Source organism: Agriterribacter sp. (genome assembly GCF_035497235.1).
Lineage (GTDB): Bacteria > Bacteroidota > Bacteroidia > Chitinophagales > Chitinophagaceae > Agriterribacter.
In genome coordinates this window covers 59,566-76,260 of sequence record NZ_DATJEB010000032.1, presented here as the reverse complement: position 1 = coordinate 76,260, position 16,695 = coordinate 59,566, and the positions used below count along the sequence as shown (strand labels likewise).

The 16,695-nt window shown below is 42.7% G+C and carries 17 protein-coding genes; 10 read left to right on the top strand and 7 right to left on the bottom strand.

Annotated elements, in window-relative coordinates:
- Positions 1 to 57 precede the first annotated feature (57 nt).
- Positions 58 to 1,311, bottom strand: coding sequence for a beta-ketoacyl-ACP synthase II (gene fabF, locus VL121_RS09165; RefSeq protein WP_325404439.1), 1,254 nt, complete (start codon positions 1,309 to 1,311; stop codon positions 58 to 60).
- Between the two features lie 39 nt (positions 1,312 to 1,350).
- Positions 1,351 to 1,587: an acyl carrier protein gene (locus VL121_RS09160; protein ID WP_116873112.1), complete on the bottom strand. Its 237-nt coding sequence runs from the start codon at positions 1,585 to 1,587 to the stop codon at positions 1,351 to 1,353.
- A gap of 223 nt (positions 1,588 to 1,810) precedes the next feature.
- On the opposite strand from VL121_RS09160, the gene VL121_RS09155 reads away from it, so the two are divergent.
- Positions 1,811 to 2,242, top strand: coding sequence for a GNAT family N-acetyltransferase (locus VL121_RS09155; protein WP_325404435.1), 432 nt, complete (start codon positions 1,811 to 1,813; stop codon positions 2,240 to 2,242).
- 219 nt (positions 2,243 to 2,461) lie between these two features.
- Here the strand turns inward: VL121_RS09155 and VL121_RS09150 are convergent, their stop codons facing one another.
- The gene (locus VL121_RS09150) at positions 2,462 to 4,270 is read right to left on the bottom strand and encodes an ABC transporter ATP-binding protein (protein WP_325404433.1); all 1,809 of its coding nucleotides are present in this window, start codon (positions 4,268 to 4,270) and stop codon (positions 2,462 to 2,464) included.
- A 63-nt stretch (positions 4,271 to 4,333) separates the two neighbouring features.
- Here VL121_RS09150 and VL121_RS09145 point away from each other — a divergent pair, with 63 nt between their 5' ends.
- The 5 genes from VL121_RS09145 to VL121_RS09125 all read left to right on the top strand — a co-directional run bounded on the left by VL121_RS09145 (position 4,334) and on the right by VL121_RS09125 (position 8,730).
- On the top strand, positions 4,334 to 4,705 hold the full coding sequence (locus VL121_RS09145) for a ribosome-binding factor A (protein WP_325404431.1): 372 nt from the start codon (positions 4,334 to 4,336) through the stop codon (positions 4,703 to 4,705).
- 81 nt (positions 4,706 to 4,786) lie between these two features.
- Entirely contained in the window at positions 4,787 to 6,007 is a 1,221-nt protein-coding gene (locus VL121_RS09140; protein WP_325404429.1) for an FtsX-like permease family protein, read from the top strand.
- 225 nt (positions 6,008 to 6,232) lie between these two features.
- Positions 6,233 to 7,168, top strand: coding sequence for an acetyl-CoA carboxylase, carboxyltransferase subunit beta (accD, locus tag VL121_RS09135; RefSeq protein ID WP_325404427.1), 936 nt, complete (start codon positions 6,233 to 6,235; stop codon positions 7,166 to 7,168).
- A gap of 50 nt (positions 7,169 to 7,218) precedes the next feature.
- A complete protein-coding gene (smpB, locus tag VL121_RS09130; protein ID WP_325404425.1) occupies positions 7,219 to 7,659 on the top strand; it encodes an SsrA-binding protein SmpB in 441 nt (146 codons plus the stop codon).
- 120 nt (positions 7,660 to 7,779) lie between these two features.
- Positions 7,780 to 8,730, top strand: a complete 951-nt coding sequence (locus VL121_RS09125; RefSeq protein WP_325404423.1) for a hypothetical protein — start codon at positions 7,780 to 7,782, stop codon at positions 8,728 to 8,730.
- 14 nt (positions 8,731 to 8,744) lie between these two features.
- On the opposite strand, the gene VL121_RS09120 is transcribed toward VL121_RS09125, so the two are convergent.
- Positions 8,745 to 10,028 (bottom strand): alpha-amylase family glycosyl hydrolase, encoded by a 1,284-nt coding sequence (locus VL121_RS09120; RefSeq protein WP_325404421.1) that lies wholly within the window; start codon positions 10,026 to 10,028, stop codon positions 8,745 to 8,747.
- 338 nt (positions 10,029 to 10,366) lie between these two features.
- Here VL121_RS09120 and VL121_RS09115 point away from each other — a divergent pair, with 338 nt between their 5' ends.
- Positions 10,367 to 11,614: a 4-hydroxy-3-methylbut-2-enyl diphosphate reductase gene (locus VL121_RS09115; protein WP_325404419.1), complete on the top strand. Its 1,248-nt coding sequence runs from the start codon at positions 10,367 to 10,369 to the stop codon at positions 11,612 to 11,614.
- A 174-nt stretch (positions 11,615 to 11,788) separates the two neighbouring features.
- Here the strand turns inward: VL121_RS09115 and VL121_RS09110 are convergent, their stop codons facing one another.
- A complete protein-coding gene (locus tag VL121_RS09110) occupies positions 11,789 to 12,715 on the bottom strand; it encodes a DUF2279 domain-containing protein (protein WP_325404417.1) in 927 nt (308 codons plus the stop codon).
- A gap of 154 nt (positions 12,716 to 12,869) precedes the next feature.
- Here VL121_RS09110 and VL121_RS09105 point away from each other — a divergent pair, with 154 nt between their 5' ends.
- Positions 12,870 to 13,388 (top strand): hypothetical protein, encoded by a 519-nt coding sequence (locus VL121_RS09105; protein WP_325404415.1) that lies wholly within the window; start codon positions 12,870 to 12,872, stop codon positions 13,386 to 13,388.
- A 51-nt stretch (positions 13,389 to 13,439) separates the two neighbouring features.
- Complete coding sequence (locus VL121_RS09100) at positions 13,440 to 13,943, top strand: FKBP-type peptidyl-prolyl cis-trans isomerase (protein ID WP_325404413.1); 504 nt, start codon at positions 13,440 to 13,442, stop codon at positions 13,941 to 13,943.
- 45 nt (positions 13,944 to 13,988) lie between these two features.
- Here the strand turns inward: VL121_RS09100 and VL121_RS09095 are convergent, their stop codons facing one another.
- On the bottom strand, positions 13,989 to 15,038 hold the full coding sequence (locus VL121_RS09095; RefSeq protein ID WP_325404411.1) for a phosphotransferase enzyme family protein: 1,050 nt from the start codon (positions 15,036 to 15,038) through the stop codon (positions 13,989 to 13,991).
- Between the two features lie 261 nt (positions 15,039 to 15,299).
- Between VL121_RS09095 and VL121_RS09090 the strand changes: the two genes are divergently transcribed.
- The gene (locus VL121_RS09090) at positions 15,300 to 16,055 is read left to right on the top strand and encodes an NYN domain-containing protein (protein ID WP_325404409.1); all 756 of its coding nucleotides are present in this window, start codon (positions 15,300 to 15,302) and stop codon (positions 16,053 to 16,055) included.
- A gap of 2 nt (positions 16,056 to 16,057) precedes the next feature.
- Here VL121_RS09090 and VL121_RS09085 read toward each other — a convergent pair whose 3' ends face one another.
- Positions 16,058 to 16,615, bottom strand: coding sequence for a cupin domain-containing protein (locus VL121_RS09085; RefSeq protein ID WP_325404407.1), 558 nt, complete (start codon positions 16,613 to 16,615; stop codon positions 16,058 to 16,060).
- Between the last annotated feature and the right edge of the window lie 80 nt (positions 16,616 to 16,695).

Here is a 16,695-nt window from a genome sequence, read left to right as displayed (position 1 = left end):
CAAATGTAAAGCAACTCTTTAAGAAGTTGGCTGCATTCATTGGGTTTAACGTCAAAATCAGGCAGAATATTTCTTAATAATTACGGAAGCGTTATGACCACCAAAGCCAAAAGTATTGCTAAGCGCCGCACGAACCGTACGTTTTTGGGCTTTCCAGAATGTAAAATCAAGTTTTGGATCAAGCCCTTCATCATCTGTAAAATGATTAATGGTGGGAGGAACAATATCATTTTTTACAGCCAGCACACAGGCAATAGCCTCAATAACGCCGGCAGCGCCTAACAAATGACCTGTCATGGATTTGGTAGAGCTGATATTGAGGTTATAGGCGTGATCACCAAAAACGGCCTGAATGGCCTTTACCTCAGAAATATCGCCTAAGGGTGTTGAAGTGCCGTGAACATTAATATAATCAATGTCTTCCGGCTTCATACCGGCATCATCTAATGTAGCAAACATCACATTCTTTGCGCCCAGTCCTTCCGGATGGGGTGCGGTAATATGATGGGCATCGGCAGTGGCTCCTGCGCCGGCAATTTCACAAACAATATTGGCGCCACGGGCTATGGCATGTTCTAAACTTTCCATTACCAGCATACCCGCACCCTCTCCAATTACAAAACCATCGCGGTTTTTGTCGAAAGGCCGGGATGCGGTTTGCGGATCATCGTTTCTTTCACTAAGCGCTTTCATGGCATTAAACCCACCCACCCCGGCTTCCTTAATCACACTTTCACTTCCACCTGCTAATATGATGTCGGCTTTTCCCAAACGAATAAGGTTAAAAGCATCCATAATGGCATGTGTGGAAGAAGCGCATGCCGATACTACAGCATAATTAGGACCGCGAAAGCCATGACGCATAGATATTTGCCCGGCGGCAATATCCAGTATCATTTTGGGAATGAAGAATGGATTAAACCGGGGTGTGCCATCGCCCTTTGCAAACTCCGTTACTTCCTGCTGAAAAGTAATTAAACCGCCGATACCACTTGAAAAAATAACGCCTACCCTGTCCGGATTAACGGTATCCTTACTGATGCCCGCGTTTTTCACCGCCTCATCGCTGCATACCAATGCGGTTTGCGTGAAGCGGTCCATTTTACGGGCTTCCTTTCTATCCAGGAAATCGGTAGGCTCAAAGTGTTTTAATTCGCAGGCAAACCTTGTTTTGAATTTAGAAGCATCAAATAAAGTAATAGGATTAGCGCCCGAAACGCCATTAATAAGTCCATGCCAATACTCAGGCACAGAATTTCCCAATGGGGTTAAGGCACCAATGCCGGTTACAACAACTCTTTTTAAATCCATAAGCAAGTTTGCCTGCGATCAGTGGAAATGGGGAGAAAATTACTTTGCGTGTTCTTCGAGATAAGCAATAGACTGACCTACCGTAGTAATAGTTTCAGCCTGCTCATCAGGAATAGAAATATTGAATTCTTTTTCGAATTCCATGATCAGTTCTACGGTGTCTAATGAATCAGCACCCAGATCATTGGTGAAAGATGCTTCAGGGGTTACCTCCGCTTCATCAACACCGAGTTTGTCAACAATAATCTTCTTAACTCTTGTTGCAATGTCAGACATGGTTGTAAAATTTGGTTAATACTGGGTGCAAAAATATAGTTTTTGGGGTAAAAACAATATCTATTTGAGTTTGTGTGTAAAAGATAATTATTTACCCTCTCCGGAAGGAACCTGTAACTTTCATGGCAAGCCTAATACCAGCCTCCTTTTGTGACAAAATCCGGGGTGGTATTTCTACCACTTTTTTTGTATTTTTAAATAAATATACCTGTAAACCAACAGCATGCCTTTAAAGATTATTGATCACGATTCAAAAGAATACCATCAGATGATTGAGCTGCGGGATGAAATATTACGCCGCCCCCTGGGACTTTATTTTGACCCCGAAGAACTTAATCGTGAAAAAGACGATGTGCTGATTGGCGCTTTTGAAGACGAGAAGCTCATTGGTTGCTGCCTGCTTACCCGTATGAATGCTGACTCCTGCAGGCTGCGCCAGATGGCCGTGAGCAGCAATCTTCAAAAAAAGGGAATAGGCGCTACGCTCATGAATTTCGCGGAAAATGTAGCCAGGGATAAAGGTTACCAAACCATGGTTATGCATGCCCGCAAATCGGCTGTAGGATTTTATCAAAAATTTGGGTATACCATTTCAGGCAGCGAATTTTATGAGGTTACCATTGCCCATTATGTAATGGAAAAGAAGCTGAGATAAGAAAAGGTTTGCAGTTTATCGTTGCCTTTTCCCTGAATGGGGAGAATTTGAGATTTGAGATTGCTTTTCGTTCGGATTTCCGGCTTCGGGTTTAAAAGCAGGTATCAGGAGTCCTCAGGTGAGTAGCTAACGATAGACTGAATACTTGTTCTTGCCCGCGGTCTGACGCTCCTTCGTTGCGTGCCGACCGCCACATTTCTGTAACCTGATACCTGAAAGCTATCTCACTTCCTGCATTTCCACCAGCTTCCGGTAAATACCGTTAATAGCCAGTAACTGGTCATGCGTTCCTCTTTCGGCTATTTCACCTTTTTTCAGTACCAGAATTTCATCTGCATGCCGAACGGTAGACAGCCGGTGCGCTATAACGATAGAAGTGCGGTCAACCATAAGATTGTTGATCGCATCCTGCACTAACCTTTCGCTTTCCGTATCTAAAGAAGAAGTAGCCTCGTCTAATATAAGAATGGGGGGGTTTTTTAATACCGCCCGTGCAATCGTAAGCCGTTGCCTTTCACCACCGCTCAGTTTTGTACCCCTGTCTCCGATATTACTGTTATATCCACCTTCCTTTTTAATAATAAAATCATGGGCATTGGCAATTTTTGCCGCATGAATAATAGCTTCAGGCGTAGCATCCTGGCACCCCAGCGCTATATTATTGGCTATCGTATCGTTAAAAAGTATCGGCTCCTGGGTAACAATACTCATCAGGCTGCGCACCGCGTGCAGGGAATAATCTTTGATATTGATGCCATCAATCAATACTTCCCCGCTGGTTACATCATGAAAACGGGGTACCAGATCGGCCAGGGTAGATTTACCGGCTCCGGAAGATCCTACCAGGGCAACCGTTTTCCCTTTTCCTATAACGAGGTTAATTTTATTAAGGATTACCGTATCATCATAAGCGAAGCTTGCATCGCGAAACTCAATATGGCTATTGAAAGCAAGCAGTTGTTTCCCGTTAGGGTTGTCATCTACCATTACTTTCGTTTTTAATATTTCTTCTATCCGTACAATAGCAGAAGAACCTTTTTGCATATTACTGAAAGAGGTAGATAATGTTTTTACAGGATTAATGATATTATAAAACATGGCAAGGTAGGCCAGGAACATGGATGGAGAAAGCGCAAGCTGCTTACCCAGCACCAACTGCCCGCCAAACCACAATATGCCCACAAAAACCAGTACACCTAAAAACTCCGACATGGGAGATGCCAGGTCACGGCGGCGGCTGATCTTGTTTCTGGCATATAACAATTCATCATTTATTTTGTTGAACCTGCCTTTAAGTAATGTTTCAATATTAAATGCTTTGATCACCCGCAGTCCGTTCAGGGTTTCATCTAATACCGAAAGCGATTCGCCCAGCTTTACAGCGGCCGCGTTGGACTGCTTTTTCAGCGACCGGGAAATTCGTCCCAAAATAAAGCCTACGAGCGGAATACAAACAAGGATGGCAAGCGTTAACTGCGGACTGATGTAGAACAGAACCGCGAAGTTGATTATAATGGTTAAGGGATCGCGTATCCAGCCTTCCAAAGCGCCTACCATCGAAACCTCCACTTCCGACACATCATTAGTAATGCGGCTGATGAGATCGCCCTTTCTTTTTTCGGTAAAATAGCCAATAGGCAGTCCGAGCATTTTATTATACAATTCCGAACGCAGTGTGTTAACGATCCTGTTTTTTATAGGATTAAGAATAGTAAATGATAAATAGAGGAACAGGTTCTTCAGCAAAATAGAGCTTATTATAATAATACAAATGAAGGCCAACGCTCCTTTCGGATTCAGATCACCAACCCACAATATTAAAAGCCCGCGGATATATGCCGTTAGCGGGCTATCGGCTTTAGGTACCATACCCACATTATCACCCATAAAAATAAGGTCGAAAAAAGGAGCAAGCATGCCCAGGGAAACAACAGAAAAAACGATGGAAAGTATGATGCAAATAAAGTAGAGAACAATTTCCGTACGGTATTGTTTCAGGTAATTGAAAATCCTCGAATATTTCTTCATTATGTTTGCTGATCAAATTGAACGGCAAAGTAACTAAATTTACAGCCACTAAACTTGAATGAAATGCAGGAAGGAAAGCGTCAGAAACAGGTAGCCGGTTTATTATATGAGGAATTTAATGCCATATTTCAACGGCTGGGATTGAATATGCTGGAAGGCGGAATGGTTTCCATATCATCGGTAAAGGTTACCCCGGATTTGCTGGAAGCCAGGATATACCTGAGTTTTTTTCAATTAAAAGATCCGGCTGAAGGGCTGAAGAGGATTGAGGATAAAGCCTGGGAAATAAAAAAAGAACTAACAGCAAGCGTTAAGCGCCAGTTGCGCCGCATGCCCGAATTGAAATTTTATATAGACGATACGCTCGATCATGTATTCAAAATGGAGGAACTCTTTAAAAAGATCAATTCGGAAAGAGATGAAAAGAACAAATAATATGCGGGGCGCCTCCCGGCCGGCTTCCATAAATTCCCGCTATTCATTTACATATAATTATATTAGCATAAACTATTAATATTGTACTTCACCTTTGCCTGGAGATATTTTAAAGCTAAAAAATCTACCAATGCCATTAACATCATTGCGTGGGTAAGCGTAGCCGCCATTGCCTTTGCTACAGCGGCCCTGTTAGTGCTATGGAGCGCTTTTAATGGCTTTGAAGGCCTGGTAAAGTCGCTGTACTCCACATTTTATACCGATCTTAAGGTAACCGCCGCAACCGGCAAAACCATCACGCTTACGCCTTCACAAATAGCAGAACTTAAAAAAATAAACAATATCAGCAACCTTTCGCTGGTGGCGGAAGAAAAAGCGCTCCTGCAGAACCAGGACTACCAGGCTATTATTGAACTAAAAGGGGTTGATACTAACTACACCAAAGTTACTACGGTTGAACAAAGCCTGGTAAGAGGCAAGTTTTTACTGGGGGATGCCGAAAACCCGGGGGCGGTAATGGGCGTAGGCATCGAAAACGCTGTGGCCATTTTAAGCGACAGGGCCATTGGCGCCCTTACTGTTTATTTACCTAAAAAAGGAGCGGATGATATCAGCAACCCCTTAGCGTCATTTAACGAAGGAAAGATCATTCCCAACGGGGCTTTTGCTGTTGAGCAGGGATTTGATAATAAATATGTGCTTACTAATCTCAGTTTTGTAAAGCTATACATGGGATTTAAGCCCGATGAATATACGGCTGTAGAAATAGCCATTACTAACACGGATAAGGAGAAAATAACAAAAAATGAAGTGCAGCAGTTATTAGGCGCTAACTATGTTGTTCAAACCCGCTATGAGCAAAACAGCAGCTTATATAATGTAATGCGGCTGGAGAAATACGCCATTTTCGGCATCTTTATTTTAGTGCTGGTGGTAGCGGCATTTAATATGATAGGCGCCTTAAGCATGCTGGTATTAGAAAAGCAAAAAGACATCCAGATATTACAATCTATGGGCGCCACCAGGGGCTGGATACAAAAAGTTTTTTTAACGGAAGGCATTGTACTGGCTGCTATTGGCGCCGGCATAGGAATAATACTGGCATTAACGCTTTGCTTTTTACAGTTGCAGTTTAAGCTTATTCCATTAGAAGGCACTTCTTTTATTATTGATTATTACCCTGTTAAACTGGTATTCACCGATTTTATAATAGTTGCCGCTACTGTTTTTATTATTGCCATAACCGCATCCTGGCTTCCCTCAAAACGCGCCGCCGCACAGCCTTTTGAATTGAGGAATTAAACAAGCCATACCGGGTATAAGGCGCAGGGTATGCGCACCTTTTAGCCCCTCCCCCGTAAACTGCTGCGGGCGGAATTATAATTTCTTGTTTATATTTGCTCCCCATATTTTTGTTTGCACATTGTATTTTGCCTTTTAACAGTTCAACCGCTTGTTTTCTGGTGCATCCGGGAATTGAAACAGCACAACGGGTATTTTTGTTATTATTCAATAAATTCGTTAATCTTGACCTCCAACATAAGCACAAAGATGCAACACGAAGAAGATTTTGATGCCAACCTTGCCGGCGAGGATGGGAACAATGAAGAAGCAAGAAGTCGTTGGTTCAAACGAATCAAAAAGGGCATACTTACGTCTACGGCGGAAAAGAAAGAAACGCCGGACGGATTATGGATCAAATGCCCGAGTTGTAAATACACCTGCACCGTACTGGAACTAAAGGAAAACCTTTTTGTTTGTCCTAAATGTAATTACCATCACCGCATAGGCAGCCAGGAATATTTTGATATTTTGTTTGACGGGCAGCAGTACGAGGAATTATTCGTAAATATCCGCTCTGTTGATTTCCTGCAATTCAATGACCTGAAGTCGTATCAAAAACGTTTGGAGGAAGCCTACCGTAAAACCGGGCTGAATGATTCCATTTCCGTTGCTTCCGGTAAAATTCATACCCATGCGTTAGTGGTTTGCTGTATGGACTTTAACTTTATTGGCGGCTCGCTGGGAAGTGTAATGGGCGAAAAAATTGCCAGGGCAGTTGATTACTGCCTGGAGCATCGCATTCCCTTAATGATCATTAGTAAAAGTGGCGGTGCCAGGATGATGGAAAGCGCTTTTTCATTAATGCAATTGGCCAAAACCTCCGGTAAACTGTCGCAACTATCCGATGCGCTCATTCCCTATATTTCTCTTTGCACCGATCCTACTTACGGCGGAACCACCGCTTCGTTTGCCATGCTTGGAGATATTAATATCGGAGAACCGGGGGCTATGATAGGATTTGCCGGCCCGCGGGTAATTAAGGAAACCATAAAGAAAGACCTTCCGCCCGGCTTTCAAAGCTCGGAGTTTTTAATGGATCATGGTTTTTTGGATATTATTGTTCCCCGTAAAGAATTAAAAGAAAAAATAGCAACCCTCCTCACATTATTTGAATCCTAACGCGCTGCCCGCAATAGTTTATTATTCGGGGAATCATTATTTATAAAAACATGTCCACTATACGTAACCGTTCCGCCTATTATGAATATCACATAGATGACAAATATGTGGCCGGACTGGTATTAACGGGCACAGAAGTAAAATCGCTGCGCGAAGGCAGGGCCAGCTTTAACGACAGCTACTGCTTTTTTCACAGCGGCGAGCTATGGATCAAAAGCCTGCATATAGCCGAATACAGCCACGGCACCTATCATAATCATGAGCCTTTACGCGAACGGAAATTACTGCTGCACAAAAAAGAACTAAAAAAGCTGGAAACTAAATTAAAAGAAAAGGGATATACCATTGTGCCGCTCAGTATTTTTTTTAACGAAAAGGGACTGGTCAAAATAGAAATAGGGCTGGGTAAGGGTAAAAAACTGCACGATAAGCGGGAGAGCATTAAAGCCAGGGACAGCGAACGGGAAATTAAACGGAAATATGGTGTATAATAACTGCCGGTTTACGGCAAGGAACATACCGGGTGAATATAAACAGTTTATTTACAATACTTTTAGATATCATGCGTTACTTTGCATGTATTTATATAACCGTACTATTCTAATAGTTTGATGAGAATATTACTAACCCTTTTTTGTTTTTTTTGCGCAACACATAGTATAGCCCAGGGCATAAAAGGTAGCTGGTTTGGAAGCGCCGATGTATTATTAGGCGGATCGCACAATAATTACCTTGTTGAACTTGATCTGAAACAGAATAATAACGAAGTAAAAGGTATTATCAGCTATTATTTCCGCGACAGTTACCAGAGCTTTTATGTAAAAGGCACTTACAATCAGCGTACAAGGGAAGTGCTGATCAAAGACGTTCCCATTACCTATTTCCGGGCATCCGCCAGCAATGGCGTGGAATGCATTATGGACCTGAGGGCTATTCTTACGGCTTCACGGGTAAGCACCAGCATTAAAGGCGTGTTTACTACCCAGGGTAAATATAAATATACCTGCCCCGATATTGCCTTTGACTTTGTATATGGCGAAGCGCTTAATACAGACAGTTTAATAGACAAATTTGCCGCTATCAAAAAAATATGGCGCCCTTCTGAAGAAGATGTGGTGGTAAATGATCAGAAAATATATGTTCCAGACTCCATAGACCTGAAAGTTAAGGAACCCTCCGCCGAAAAAATGGAAGCGCAAAAAATACTGGAAGAATTTACTAAGCGAAAAGAAGTAGTAGGCCGGGAAATATGGGTGCATTCCGATTCGCTCCGGCTTACCTTTTACGACAATGGAATAGTAGATGGCGACAGCATTTCTGTTTTCTTTAATAAAGAACCCGTGGCCACGCACCAATCGCTCAGCGAAAGAGGAATTGTATTTTATACCGTTTTAGATACTACAAAAGCATACAATGAAATAAGCATGTTTGCCGAAAACCTGGGAAGCATAGCCCCCAACACGGCTTTAATGGTATTGACCGATGGTGTAAACCGCCACGAAATATTTCTTTCGAGCAGTTTAACACAAAACTCTACCATAAGGATACGCCGGAAACGATGATGTTTTCTGCAAAATTATTGTACATACACTTTGTACCCCCACGCAGCCAGTTCAAACCATTGGTCGGCCGAACAATCTTTTTCTTCCCCATTGAAGAGTTCCGTGTATTTTCCTGTAATACCGCTGTCCTTATGTATAAACCGGCTGGGATACGGAGATAAGTTCAGCAATACCAATACGGCGTGGATACCACATTTTCTTACGTAGCCAAAAATATGTTCATCCAGTTTAAAATCCAGTATGCTTGTTTCTGCCTTTCCATTGCCCGAGGCTAAGGCTGGATTTTCTGTTCTGAGAGTAAGCAATTTCCTGTAAAACGTTTCTAACGCATATTTATCATTCCACTCAATAACATCTTTGTCAAAAAATTGTAATCTTTTCAGGTTGGGTAATTCCTGTCCGCTGTATAGTAATGGAATACCATCCCATGTGCAGCTAAATACGGCCAGCGCGGGCGCCATATCGCCATACTTTTCAAACTCCGTTCCATTCCAGCTATTTTCATCATGGTTGGATGTAAAATACAGTCCAGTTGTTCCCGGGCGAAAAACCGTTTTATATTGGTGCAGCAGATCCTCTAATAAAGAAATATTGCGTTGCTTTTTATAAAAATCTTCTGTTTTATGCATCCAGGTCCAGGCATAGGCCGCATCAAAAACCTCCAGGTAATCAGGATTATCCAAAGCGTCAAATTCCCCTAACCAAAATAAAGGTTTAACCTGGTCCAATACGGGCCTGGCCTTTTTCCAGAAATCCAGCTCCACCCAAAAAGCAAGGTCGCATCGAAATCCATCAATATCACATTCCTTTATCCAAAAAGCCATGGCATCAATCATTGCCTTAACCAGATCCGGATTATTGAAATCCAGTTCAATAATATCATCCATCCCCGAAGCGGCTTTAAAATTCCCGTCTCCATCTCTTTTATAATATTCAGGATGTGTTTTCGTCCATACATGATCCCAGCCGGTATGATTGGCCACCCAATCTAAAATTACTTTAAATCCTGACTGGTGTGCCATACGGATCAGCTCTTTGAAATCAGCTAATGTGCCAAATTCGGGGTTTACAGTAGTATAATCAGAGCAGGCATAATAGCTGCCCATAGTACCTTTCATTTTTTCTTTTGCAATAGGCGTTACCGGCATGAACCATAACGTTTCCACACCCATTTTCCTTAGCCTTGGAAGTTCCCCCGCAAAAGCATTGAAAGTACCCGCTTTTGTATATTGGCGAAGGTTTATTTCGTATACATTGGTATGATGCCTCCACGCTACCCGCTGGTGTTCTGTATGCATAGTGATGTTGATTATCTGTTCATAAAAAAATGGGTACTAACCCGTCAGGCGGGAAGATAATATATTTTGTTGAAGTACACGGGTACAGCACTGACATTGCAGGGCATATGGTTTTTCTTTCAACAGATAGGATTATAGCTGCATAGATGCACATAGGGATTTGCTCTCTCCTATTGCGTTTCTATGCCCCTGCTGTGTCTATATGTTTTGAATTTCTTTTTATTAACACATAGGAGGAGCATAGGCACATAGGTACACATAGGTTTTCTATTCTAAAGTGCCGGATATTCCACTTATACCAAACTTCGTACCTTCGTTGGATTGTATTTTCCATTTGCATGAAACAGTTTAACGTTCCTATCATATACCGCAGTCCGCTTATCTCTGCCATAAAACAAAAGCGTAAACAGCAGGATAAGATGAAGAAAGACTTCACCCCTACCCTGCTTAACCTGGGTGATTTGCATATTTACCTGGCAAGGCATTTTGGATTTTGCTATGGGGTGGAAAATGCTATTGAAATAGCTTTCCGCACAGTGGATGAAAACCCGGATAAACGTATTTTTTTACTGAGTGAAATGATACATAATCCGCATGTAAACGAAGACCTGCAGGAAAGAGGTGTGCGATTTCTCCAGGACACGCATGGGAAACAATTATTACCTTTTGAATCGCTCACGGCTGATGATATTGTTATTACCCCTGCTTTCGGCACTACGCTCCATATCGAAAAGCAGCTACATGATATAGGACTCGAAACCAAACGATTTAATACTACCTGTCCGTTTGTTGAAAAAGTATGGAACCGTTCCGAACAAATTGCAATGAGGGGCTACAGCATTGTAATACACGGAAAGCCCCGGCATGAAGAAACCCGCGCCACTTTCTCGCACAGCGCCGTTAATGCACCCGCGGTAGTGGTAAAGGACATGAAGGAAGCTATAGCGCTTGGCAAATACATTACCGGCGAAAAAACAACGGCGGAGTTTAATAAGGAGTTTGAAGATAGGTTCTCGCAGGGATTTGACCCCTTGAAACACCTGCAGCGCATAGGTGTTGTAAATCAAACTACCATGCTGGCAGCCGACACACAGGCTATAGCTGATTATCTTAAACAGGTAATGGTACAACACTACGGGTTAACCGAAGATACCCTGGCAGAACGTTTTGCCGATACAAGAGATACGTTGTGCTATGCTACCAATGACAATCAGACCGCTGTTTCGGGAATGCTGGATACCGATGCCCATATAGCCCTTGTAATAGGCGGCTACAACAGTTCCAACACCTCTCACCTGGTAGAATTATGTGAAGAAAAATTACCCACTTATTTTATTAGCAGCGAAGCTAAGATCCATTCAAAGGAAAAAATTCTTCACTATAATTTTCATACCAAGCAGGAAGTAGTAACTACGGGCTTTCTTCCCCCGCATACTCCTACCAAACTGCTCATTACCAGCGGCGCTTCCTGCCCCGATGCCCTCGTGGAAAATGTGATCAGGAAGATGGCTTCTTTTTATGATGCGGAAGATAAAATTGAAGCGTTAATCCGGGAATGGACTATAGCGGCTTCCGTTCCCACGTAGTAAGGGGAATACATTCCTTTAGGAATATAGGATTTCATATTGCCATCAGGCAACGCGCTATGGGTTTTTCCTTGTGTTCTTGTGACTTACGTGGTAAATATTCAAAAACATAAACAATAACAAACCAATTCTCATTTCCGGATATCCGGAACTCCCGTTTTTTAAGGCAGGTGCTTAATGATACCATCCATAAAACCTCACCTTTCCTTTTGAATTGATCTCCAGCGTTGGAGCGGGAAATTTAAAAGGCTTCAGGAGGTAAGTTGCCGCATCAACCGGTGCAATGGAACGTACCCTGAAAAGATCCGCATCGGGTGATAACATAAACCGGCGTGTTCGTTCAAAGTGCGGAACAAGGTTTCCCTTAATACTATCAGGATTTTCATGCCCGCCAATCATGCCATCCGCTCCATATCCCAATGCAAAAGCAGGCCAGTTAGGGAAAGAAGATGAAGCCGGCAGGAACGATCTTATATTAAAGGATAGCCAGTAGCTCTGACCGTTATAATCTTTGAGTATGCGGGATGCCCATGATTTACCCAGCTCGCCACCGTGGTATTGCGCATAAGGTGAAAAGTGCGCAGAAAATTTCATCGTAACCCGTTGTTCATCCCACCAGCGTTGCTGCGAAGCAAATATAGCAGTGCCCACCAGGTTGGCCAGCATATCGCCCCTGGAAAATCCCCAGTGCGTGGAAAATCCGTCTAAAATTTCAATAACAGTTAATCCGCCAAGCGCAGTAGCTGCGCCAATAACGATAGCATCATTTTTTTTAACCCCGCACCACCGCATCATATCATATTGCAGCACGCCTATATTATAAGCCGTTGCAGCGTGGCCTATTTTATCCATTTGCAGCCACTCCCTGTTATCGTTGAATAAATGAAACCTGCTCCGGGGAAATTTTTTATACCACAAATAATATAACCCAATACTTACGGCAGTACCCACAGCTACTTCTGTAATTACCACTTTTTTGAGCCTGTTGGGCCGGTAGGTATCGGAAGGCGGAAGAAAATGCTGGGTATGCGCCGGTTCTGTTACGCAGCATAATACTGCAAAAAAACAAAGCTTAGATATAATACGATTGAACCTGTGCATATTACAAGATAACGAAGTAACAAAAAAATTAGCAGTTATGCGTTTGTCCTGGATGCATTCCAAATAGCCGGATGCTGGTTAAGCGTTTTGTGCACACACAAACCACGGTATCCCCTTTTTGCCGGCTCAATGTATAATATCGTATTTTTGCCGTATGAATTTAGCATACAAACACTTGCTTCCTGCAGATTTCGCTGCATCATCAAGGGTATGGATATACCAGTGCAGCCGGCCATTTACCCTATCTGAAGTATTACAGGCGGAAGAAATATTGAACAACTTTTCACAGCAATGGCATGCCCATGGCGCCGGTGTAAAAAACTTCGCTACTGTTTTTTTTGGACAGTTTATTATACTGATGGCAGACGAAACCCACACCCATGTAAGCGGATGCAGCACCGATAGCTCGGTTAGGATAATTAAAGAAATGGAAAAACAATTTGGCGTTACATTGTTCGACAGGCAAACATTGGCCTTTGTAGTGAAGGACAAAATACAACTGCTCCCCATGAACCAGTTAGCCTATGCCATGGAAAACAGTTTCATTACGGCAGATACCCTGTATTTTAACAATACGGTGCAAACCAAAAAAGAACTGGAAAACAACTGGCTGATCAGTGTTAAAGATAGCTGGTTGGCCCGGAAACTGGCATTTCCACCCGTTATATCCTGAATTATTTTATGATATTCGCCGGCGAACCTATCTTTATAAAAAATACGGGTAATGATTGTTGAAAAAGATAAAATAGTAAGTATTCAATACAATGCCACCGATGAAACAGGCGCTGTGGTTGACAGTAATACGGAATTTGAACCCTTAGCCTATTTGCATGGGCATGGTAATATTTTGCAAAGCTTAGAAGAAGCGCTGGAAGGCCTACAAATAGCAGAAGAAAAAAAGGTAACATTAACTCCGGGAGAAGCGTACGGCGATTTTAATCCTGAGCTGGTGTTTGAGGTAAGCCGGGAACAGTTTCCCGAGGGCGCCGAACAGGTACAATTGGGTACAATGGTGCAGTCTTCAGACGGGCAGGAGTTATTGATCACCGATATTGATGGTGATAAAATTGTTTTAGATGGCAACCATCCGCTGGCCGGAAGAACCTTACATTTTAGCGTAACCATAAAAAATATCAGGCAGCCAACCGAAGAAGAATTATCGCACGGGCATGTACATGACGCGCATACGCACAACAATAGCTGCGGCGATGGTTGTGGATGCCATTAGTAGTGGTAAGTAGTAAATAGTGTAAGTAATAAGTGGTAAGAAGTGCTAAACCATACTTCTAAGACGCGCTTCTTTTTCAAGGAGCTTTTTAAGCAGAACAATCTGGTTAGCGCCGCGAACAAAGTTATGACCTTCATACTTTGCACCGTAGTATTGATCATCATTCAAATGATCGGTTATAAAACGCAGCGCCTGCATATAAATAAGATAACAGGCCGCATCAAAAAAGGCTGCTTTTTCCGCCGTACTTAGCGCAGCCTCTACTCCCTGAAGATAGCCCTGAACGATGGACTTATAGTATTCTTCCCTGATCTCAATCTGTGAAAAATCTTTTTCCTCTTCACTTACAGGCGAAAGACAGGTACGCATCATATCACCCACATCACTGATGAAATATCCGGGCATTACCGTATCCAGGTCTATTACACATAAACCCTTATCGTTTTCATCAAACAAAACATTACTGATCTTTGTATCATGATGCGTAACCCTTAACCTGAAATCGGGGTTTTGTTTCATCGCATCAAATCTCCTTACAATATATTCCTGCTCCTTTAACCATTTTATTTCCGTCTTCGCATTTTCAATACGGATGGAATTGCCTTCCTGCAGCGACTGAAGAAACTGCCGGTAGCGAAGCGTAAGATTATGAAAATCAGGAATGGTAACTTTTAATTCATTAACCGGAAAACCATCCAGCAAATGCGTGAACCTCCCGAATTGCTTCGCTGCTTCAAAAGCCTGTTGCGGCGTTTGAACCACATCAACCGTATGCGATTTTTTTACAAAAGGTACCAGCCGGAAGTACCCTTCTCCCTCCATAAAATAAATATCGGACCCTTCAACCGTAAATAAGTTCCTCACAAAAAAATAATCCGGGTGATGCGCGGCAAGATAAGCACCAATAATACGGATATTGTGCGCTATGTCTTCCGGCGATTTAAATACATGGTGGTTAATACGCTGCAGTATGTAGGAATTGCCATTATCCCGTTGGTTTACCTTCCACGTATTATTGATCAACCCTGATCCAAAGGACTTTACTTCCAATGCAGAAAAATCCAAACCGTATGTTTGTAATACCTGTTGTAACATTTGCTTGAAATTGCTTAAAGGTAGAAGAAAAACAAACCAGACCGCTTGTTTTACATCCTTATCTCTAAATTTCACACAAACGTTTCCGTAAATTTAAATACTGCAAATAACAAAGCAAATGCAAAATCTGAAATCTAAAACCTGAAGTGAAATGCAAATCATTTCCTCACTTTCACATTCCCACACTCCCACATTTTCAAATTCCCCTTGCTCTCCTGTGAATTTATAATTACCTTTTGAAACAATATCAACAAATAACAGATGGAAAATACAAAAGACCTTCGCCTTGCGGTTTTAATAGATGCCGATAATATTCCTTACCGGCTCATTAGTGGTATACTGGAAGAAGTTGCCAAGTATGGCTCACCTACCTTTAAACGCATTTATGCCGACTGGACCAAGCCGCATGTGGCAGGATGGAAAACGGTTTTATTGGATCATGCCATTACCCCGGTGCAGCAATACAGCTATACTACGGGCAAAAATTCGTCTGACTCGGCAATGATTATTGACGCGATGGATATTTTATATACCGGCAGGGTAGATGGTTTTTGCATTGTAAGCAGCGACAGCGATTTTACCCGGCTGGCAACGCGCCTGCGGGAAGCCGGTATGAAAGTGTTTGGCATGGGCGAACAAAAAACGCCCGGTGCCTTTAGGGCGGCATGCGACAAGTTTATTTATATAGAAATACTGATGCAGGAAGAAGCCCTGCCAAAGCCTGCCCGGCAGAAAGAAACAGCTAAAAAAGAAAAGATACTGAATAAAGCAGATAAGCCCTTTGTGAACCTGCTTACCGGCAGCATTAATGATCTTGCAGACGAAAACGGATGGGCATTCCTGGGAGACCTGGGAAACCTGCTGCTCAAAAAACGTCCCGATTTTGATCCGCGCAATTACGGTTATGCTAAACTGTTACCACTTATTAAAAGCTTACCCGGCTTTGAAATTGACGAGCGTGACACCGGAAGAAAACATGTAAAGCTGGTGTATATCAGGGCTAAGCAGCCAGCATAACACTACACCGTTAAAGGCGGACCTACTACCTCCATTTCATGGGCCAGGAATAACCGGGCAATTTCTTCCGGAGAAGGTGGATTTGTGAAAGCTGCTAATGCTACAAAAAAATCCTCCAGTTTACCGGCAGGCTGCAGCATCACGGTCATCTTTCCGCTTTCACTTAATTGCGACCACGCATGGGGTAGCTTTCGCGGAAGAAAAATGCTGTCACCGGCATTGAGATCATAGATGCTATCCCCTGCCCGAAAACGATAACTTCCTTCCAGCACGTAAAAAACTTCGTCCTGGTACGGATGAACATGCAGGGGCGTTCCCTTTTTGGGTGATACACTTGTTTGCTCAAAAATAGCCAGGTCACCATTGGTATCTTTTCCCGATACTTTTACATCAATGGTATTGGCGTTAACGCCTTTCAACTGAATATGACCGTGATAACGACCCTCTCCCGCTTTCGTTTTAAACCCCTTTTCTTCGCGGTTAACCTGCCCAAAATGCCGCCCAAAACCTGCTGCAGGAGCAACAGACAATAAGGACAGCATGAATTTACTTCGTTTCATTTTTCATTTGAAGTTCTGACATAAAAAGGATTCCGGCTATCACATAAAAAGGGGATATTTTTTTCCGAAATCTCCGCTCC

What these genes read in the sequence shown, in the direction of transcription:
- fabF (WP_325404439.1), bottom strand. Translation starts at nt 1,311, where the DNA reads ATGGATTTAAAAAGAGTTGTTGTAACCGGCATTGGTGCCTTAACCCCA.
- VL121_RS09160 (WP_116873112.1), bottom strand. Translation starts at nt 1,587, where the DNA reads ATGTCTGACATTGCAACAAGAGTTAAGAAGATTATTGTTGACAAACTC.
- VL121_RS09155 (WP_325404435.1), top strand. Translation starts at nt 1,811, where the DNA reads ATGCCTTTAAAGATTATTGATCACGATTCAAAAGAATACCATCAGATG.
- VL121_RS09150 (WP_325404433.1), bottom strand. Translation starts at nt 4,270, where the DNA reads ATGAAGAAATATTCGAGGATTTTCAATTACCTGAAACAATACCGTACG.
- VL121_RS09145 (WP_325404431.1), top strand. Translation starts at nt 4,334, where the DNA reads ATGCAGGAAGGAAAGCGTCAGAAACAGGTAGCCGGTTTATTATATGAG.
- smpB (WP_325404425.1), top strand. Translation starts at nt 7,219, where the DNA reads ATGTCCACTATACGTAACCGTTCCGCCTATTATGAATATCACATAGAT.
- VL121_RS09125 (WP_325404423.1), top strand. Translation starts at nt 7,780, where the DNA reads ATGAGAATATTACTAACCCTTTTTTGTTTTTTTTGCGCAACACATAGT.
- VL121_RS09120 (WP_325404421.1), bottom strand. Translation starts at nt 10,028, where the DNA reads ATGCATACAGAACACCAGCGGGTAGCGTGGAGGCATCATACCAATGTA.
- VL121_RS09115 (WP_325404419.1), top strand. Translation starts at nt 10,367, where the DNA reads ATGAAACAGTTTAACGTTCCTATCATATACCGCAGTCCGCTTATCTCT.
- VL121_RS09110 (WP_325404417.1), bottom strand. Translation starts at nt 12,715, where the DNA reads ATGCACAGGTTCAATCGTATTATATCTAAGCTTTGTTTTTTTGCAGTA.
- VL121_RS09105 (WP_325404415.1), top strand. Translation starts at nt 12,870, where the DNA reads ATGAATTTAGCATACAAACACTTGCTTCCTGCAGATTTCGCTGCATCA.
- VL121_RS09100 (WP_325404413.1), top strand. Translation starts at nt 13,440, where the DNA reads ATGATTGTTGAAAAAGATAAAATAGTAAGTATTCAATACAATGCCACC.
- VL121_RS09095 (WP_325404411.1), bottom strand. Translation starts at nt 15,038, where the DNA reads ATGTTACAACAGGTATTACAAACATACGGTTTGGATTTTTCTGCATTG.
- VL121_RS09090 (WP_325404409.1), top strand. Translation starts at nt 15,300, where the DNA reads ATGGAAAATACAAAAGACCTTCGCCTTGCGGTTTTAATAGATGCCGAT.
- VL121_RS09085 (WP_325404407.1), bottom strand. Translation starts at nt 16,615, where the DNA reads ATGAAACGAAGTAAATTCATGCTGTCCTTATTGTCTGTTGCTCCTGCA.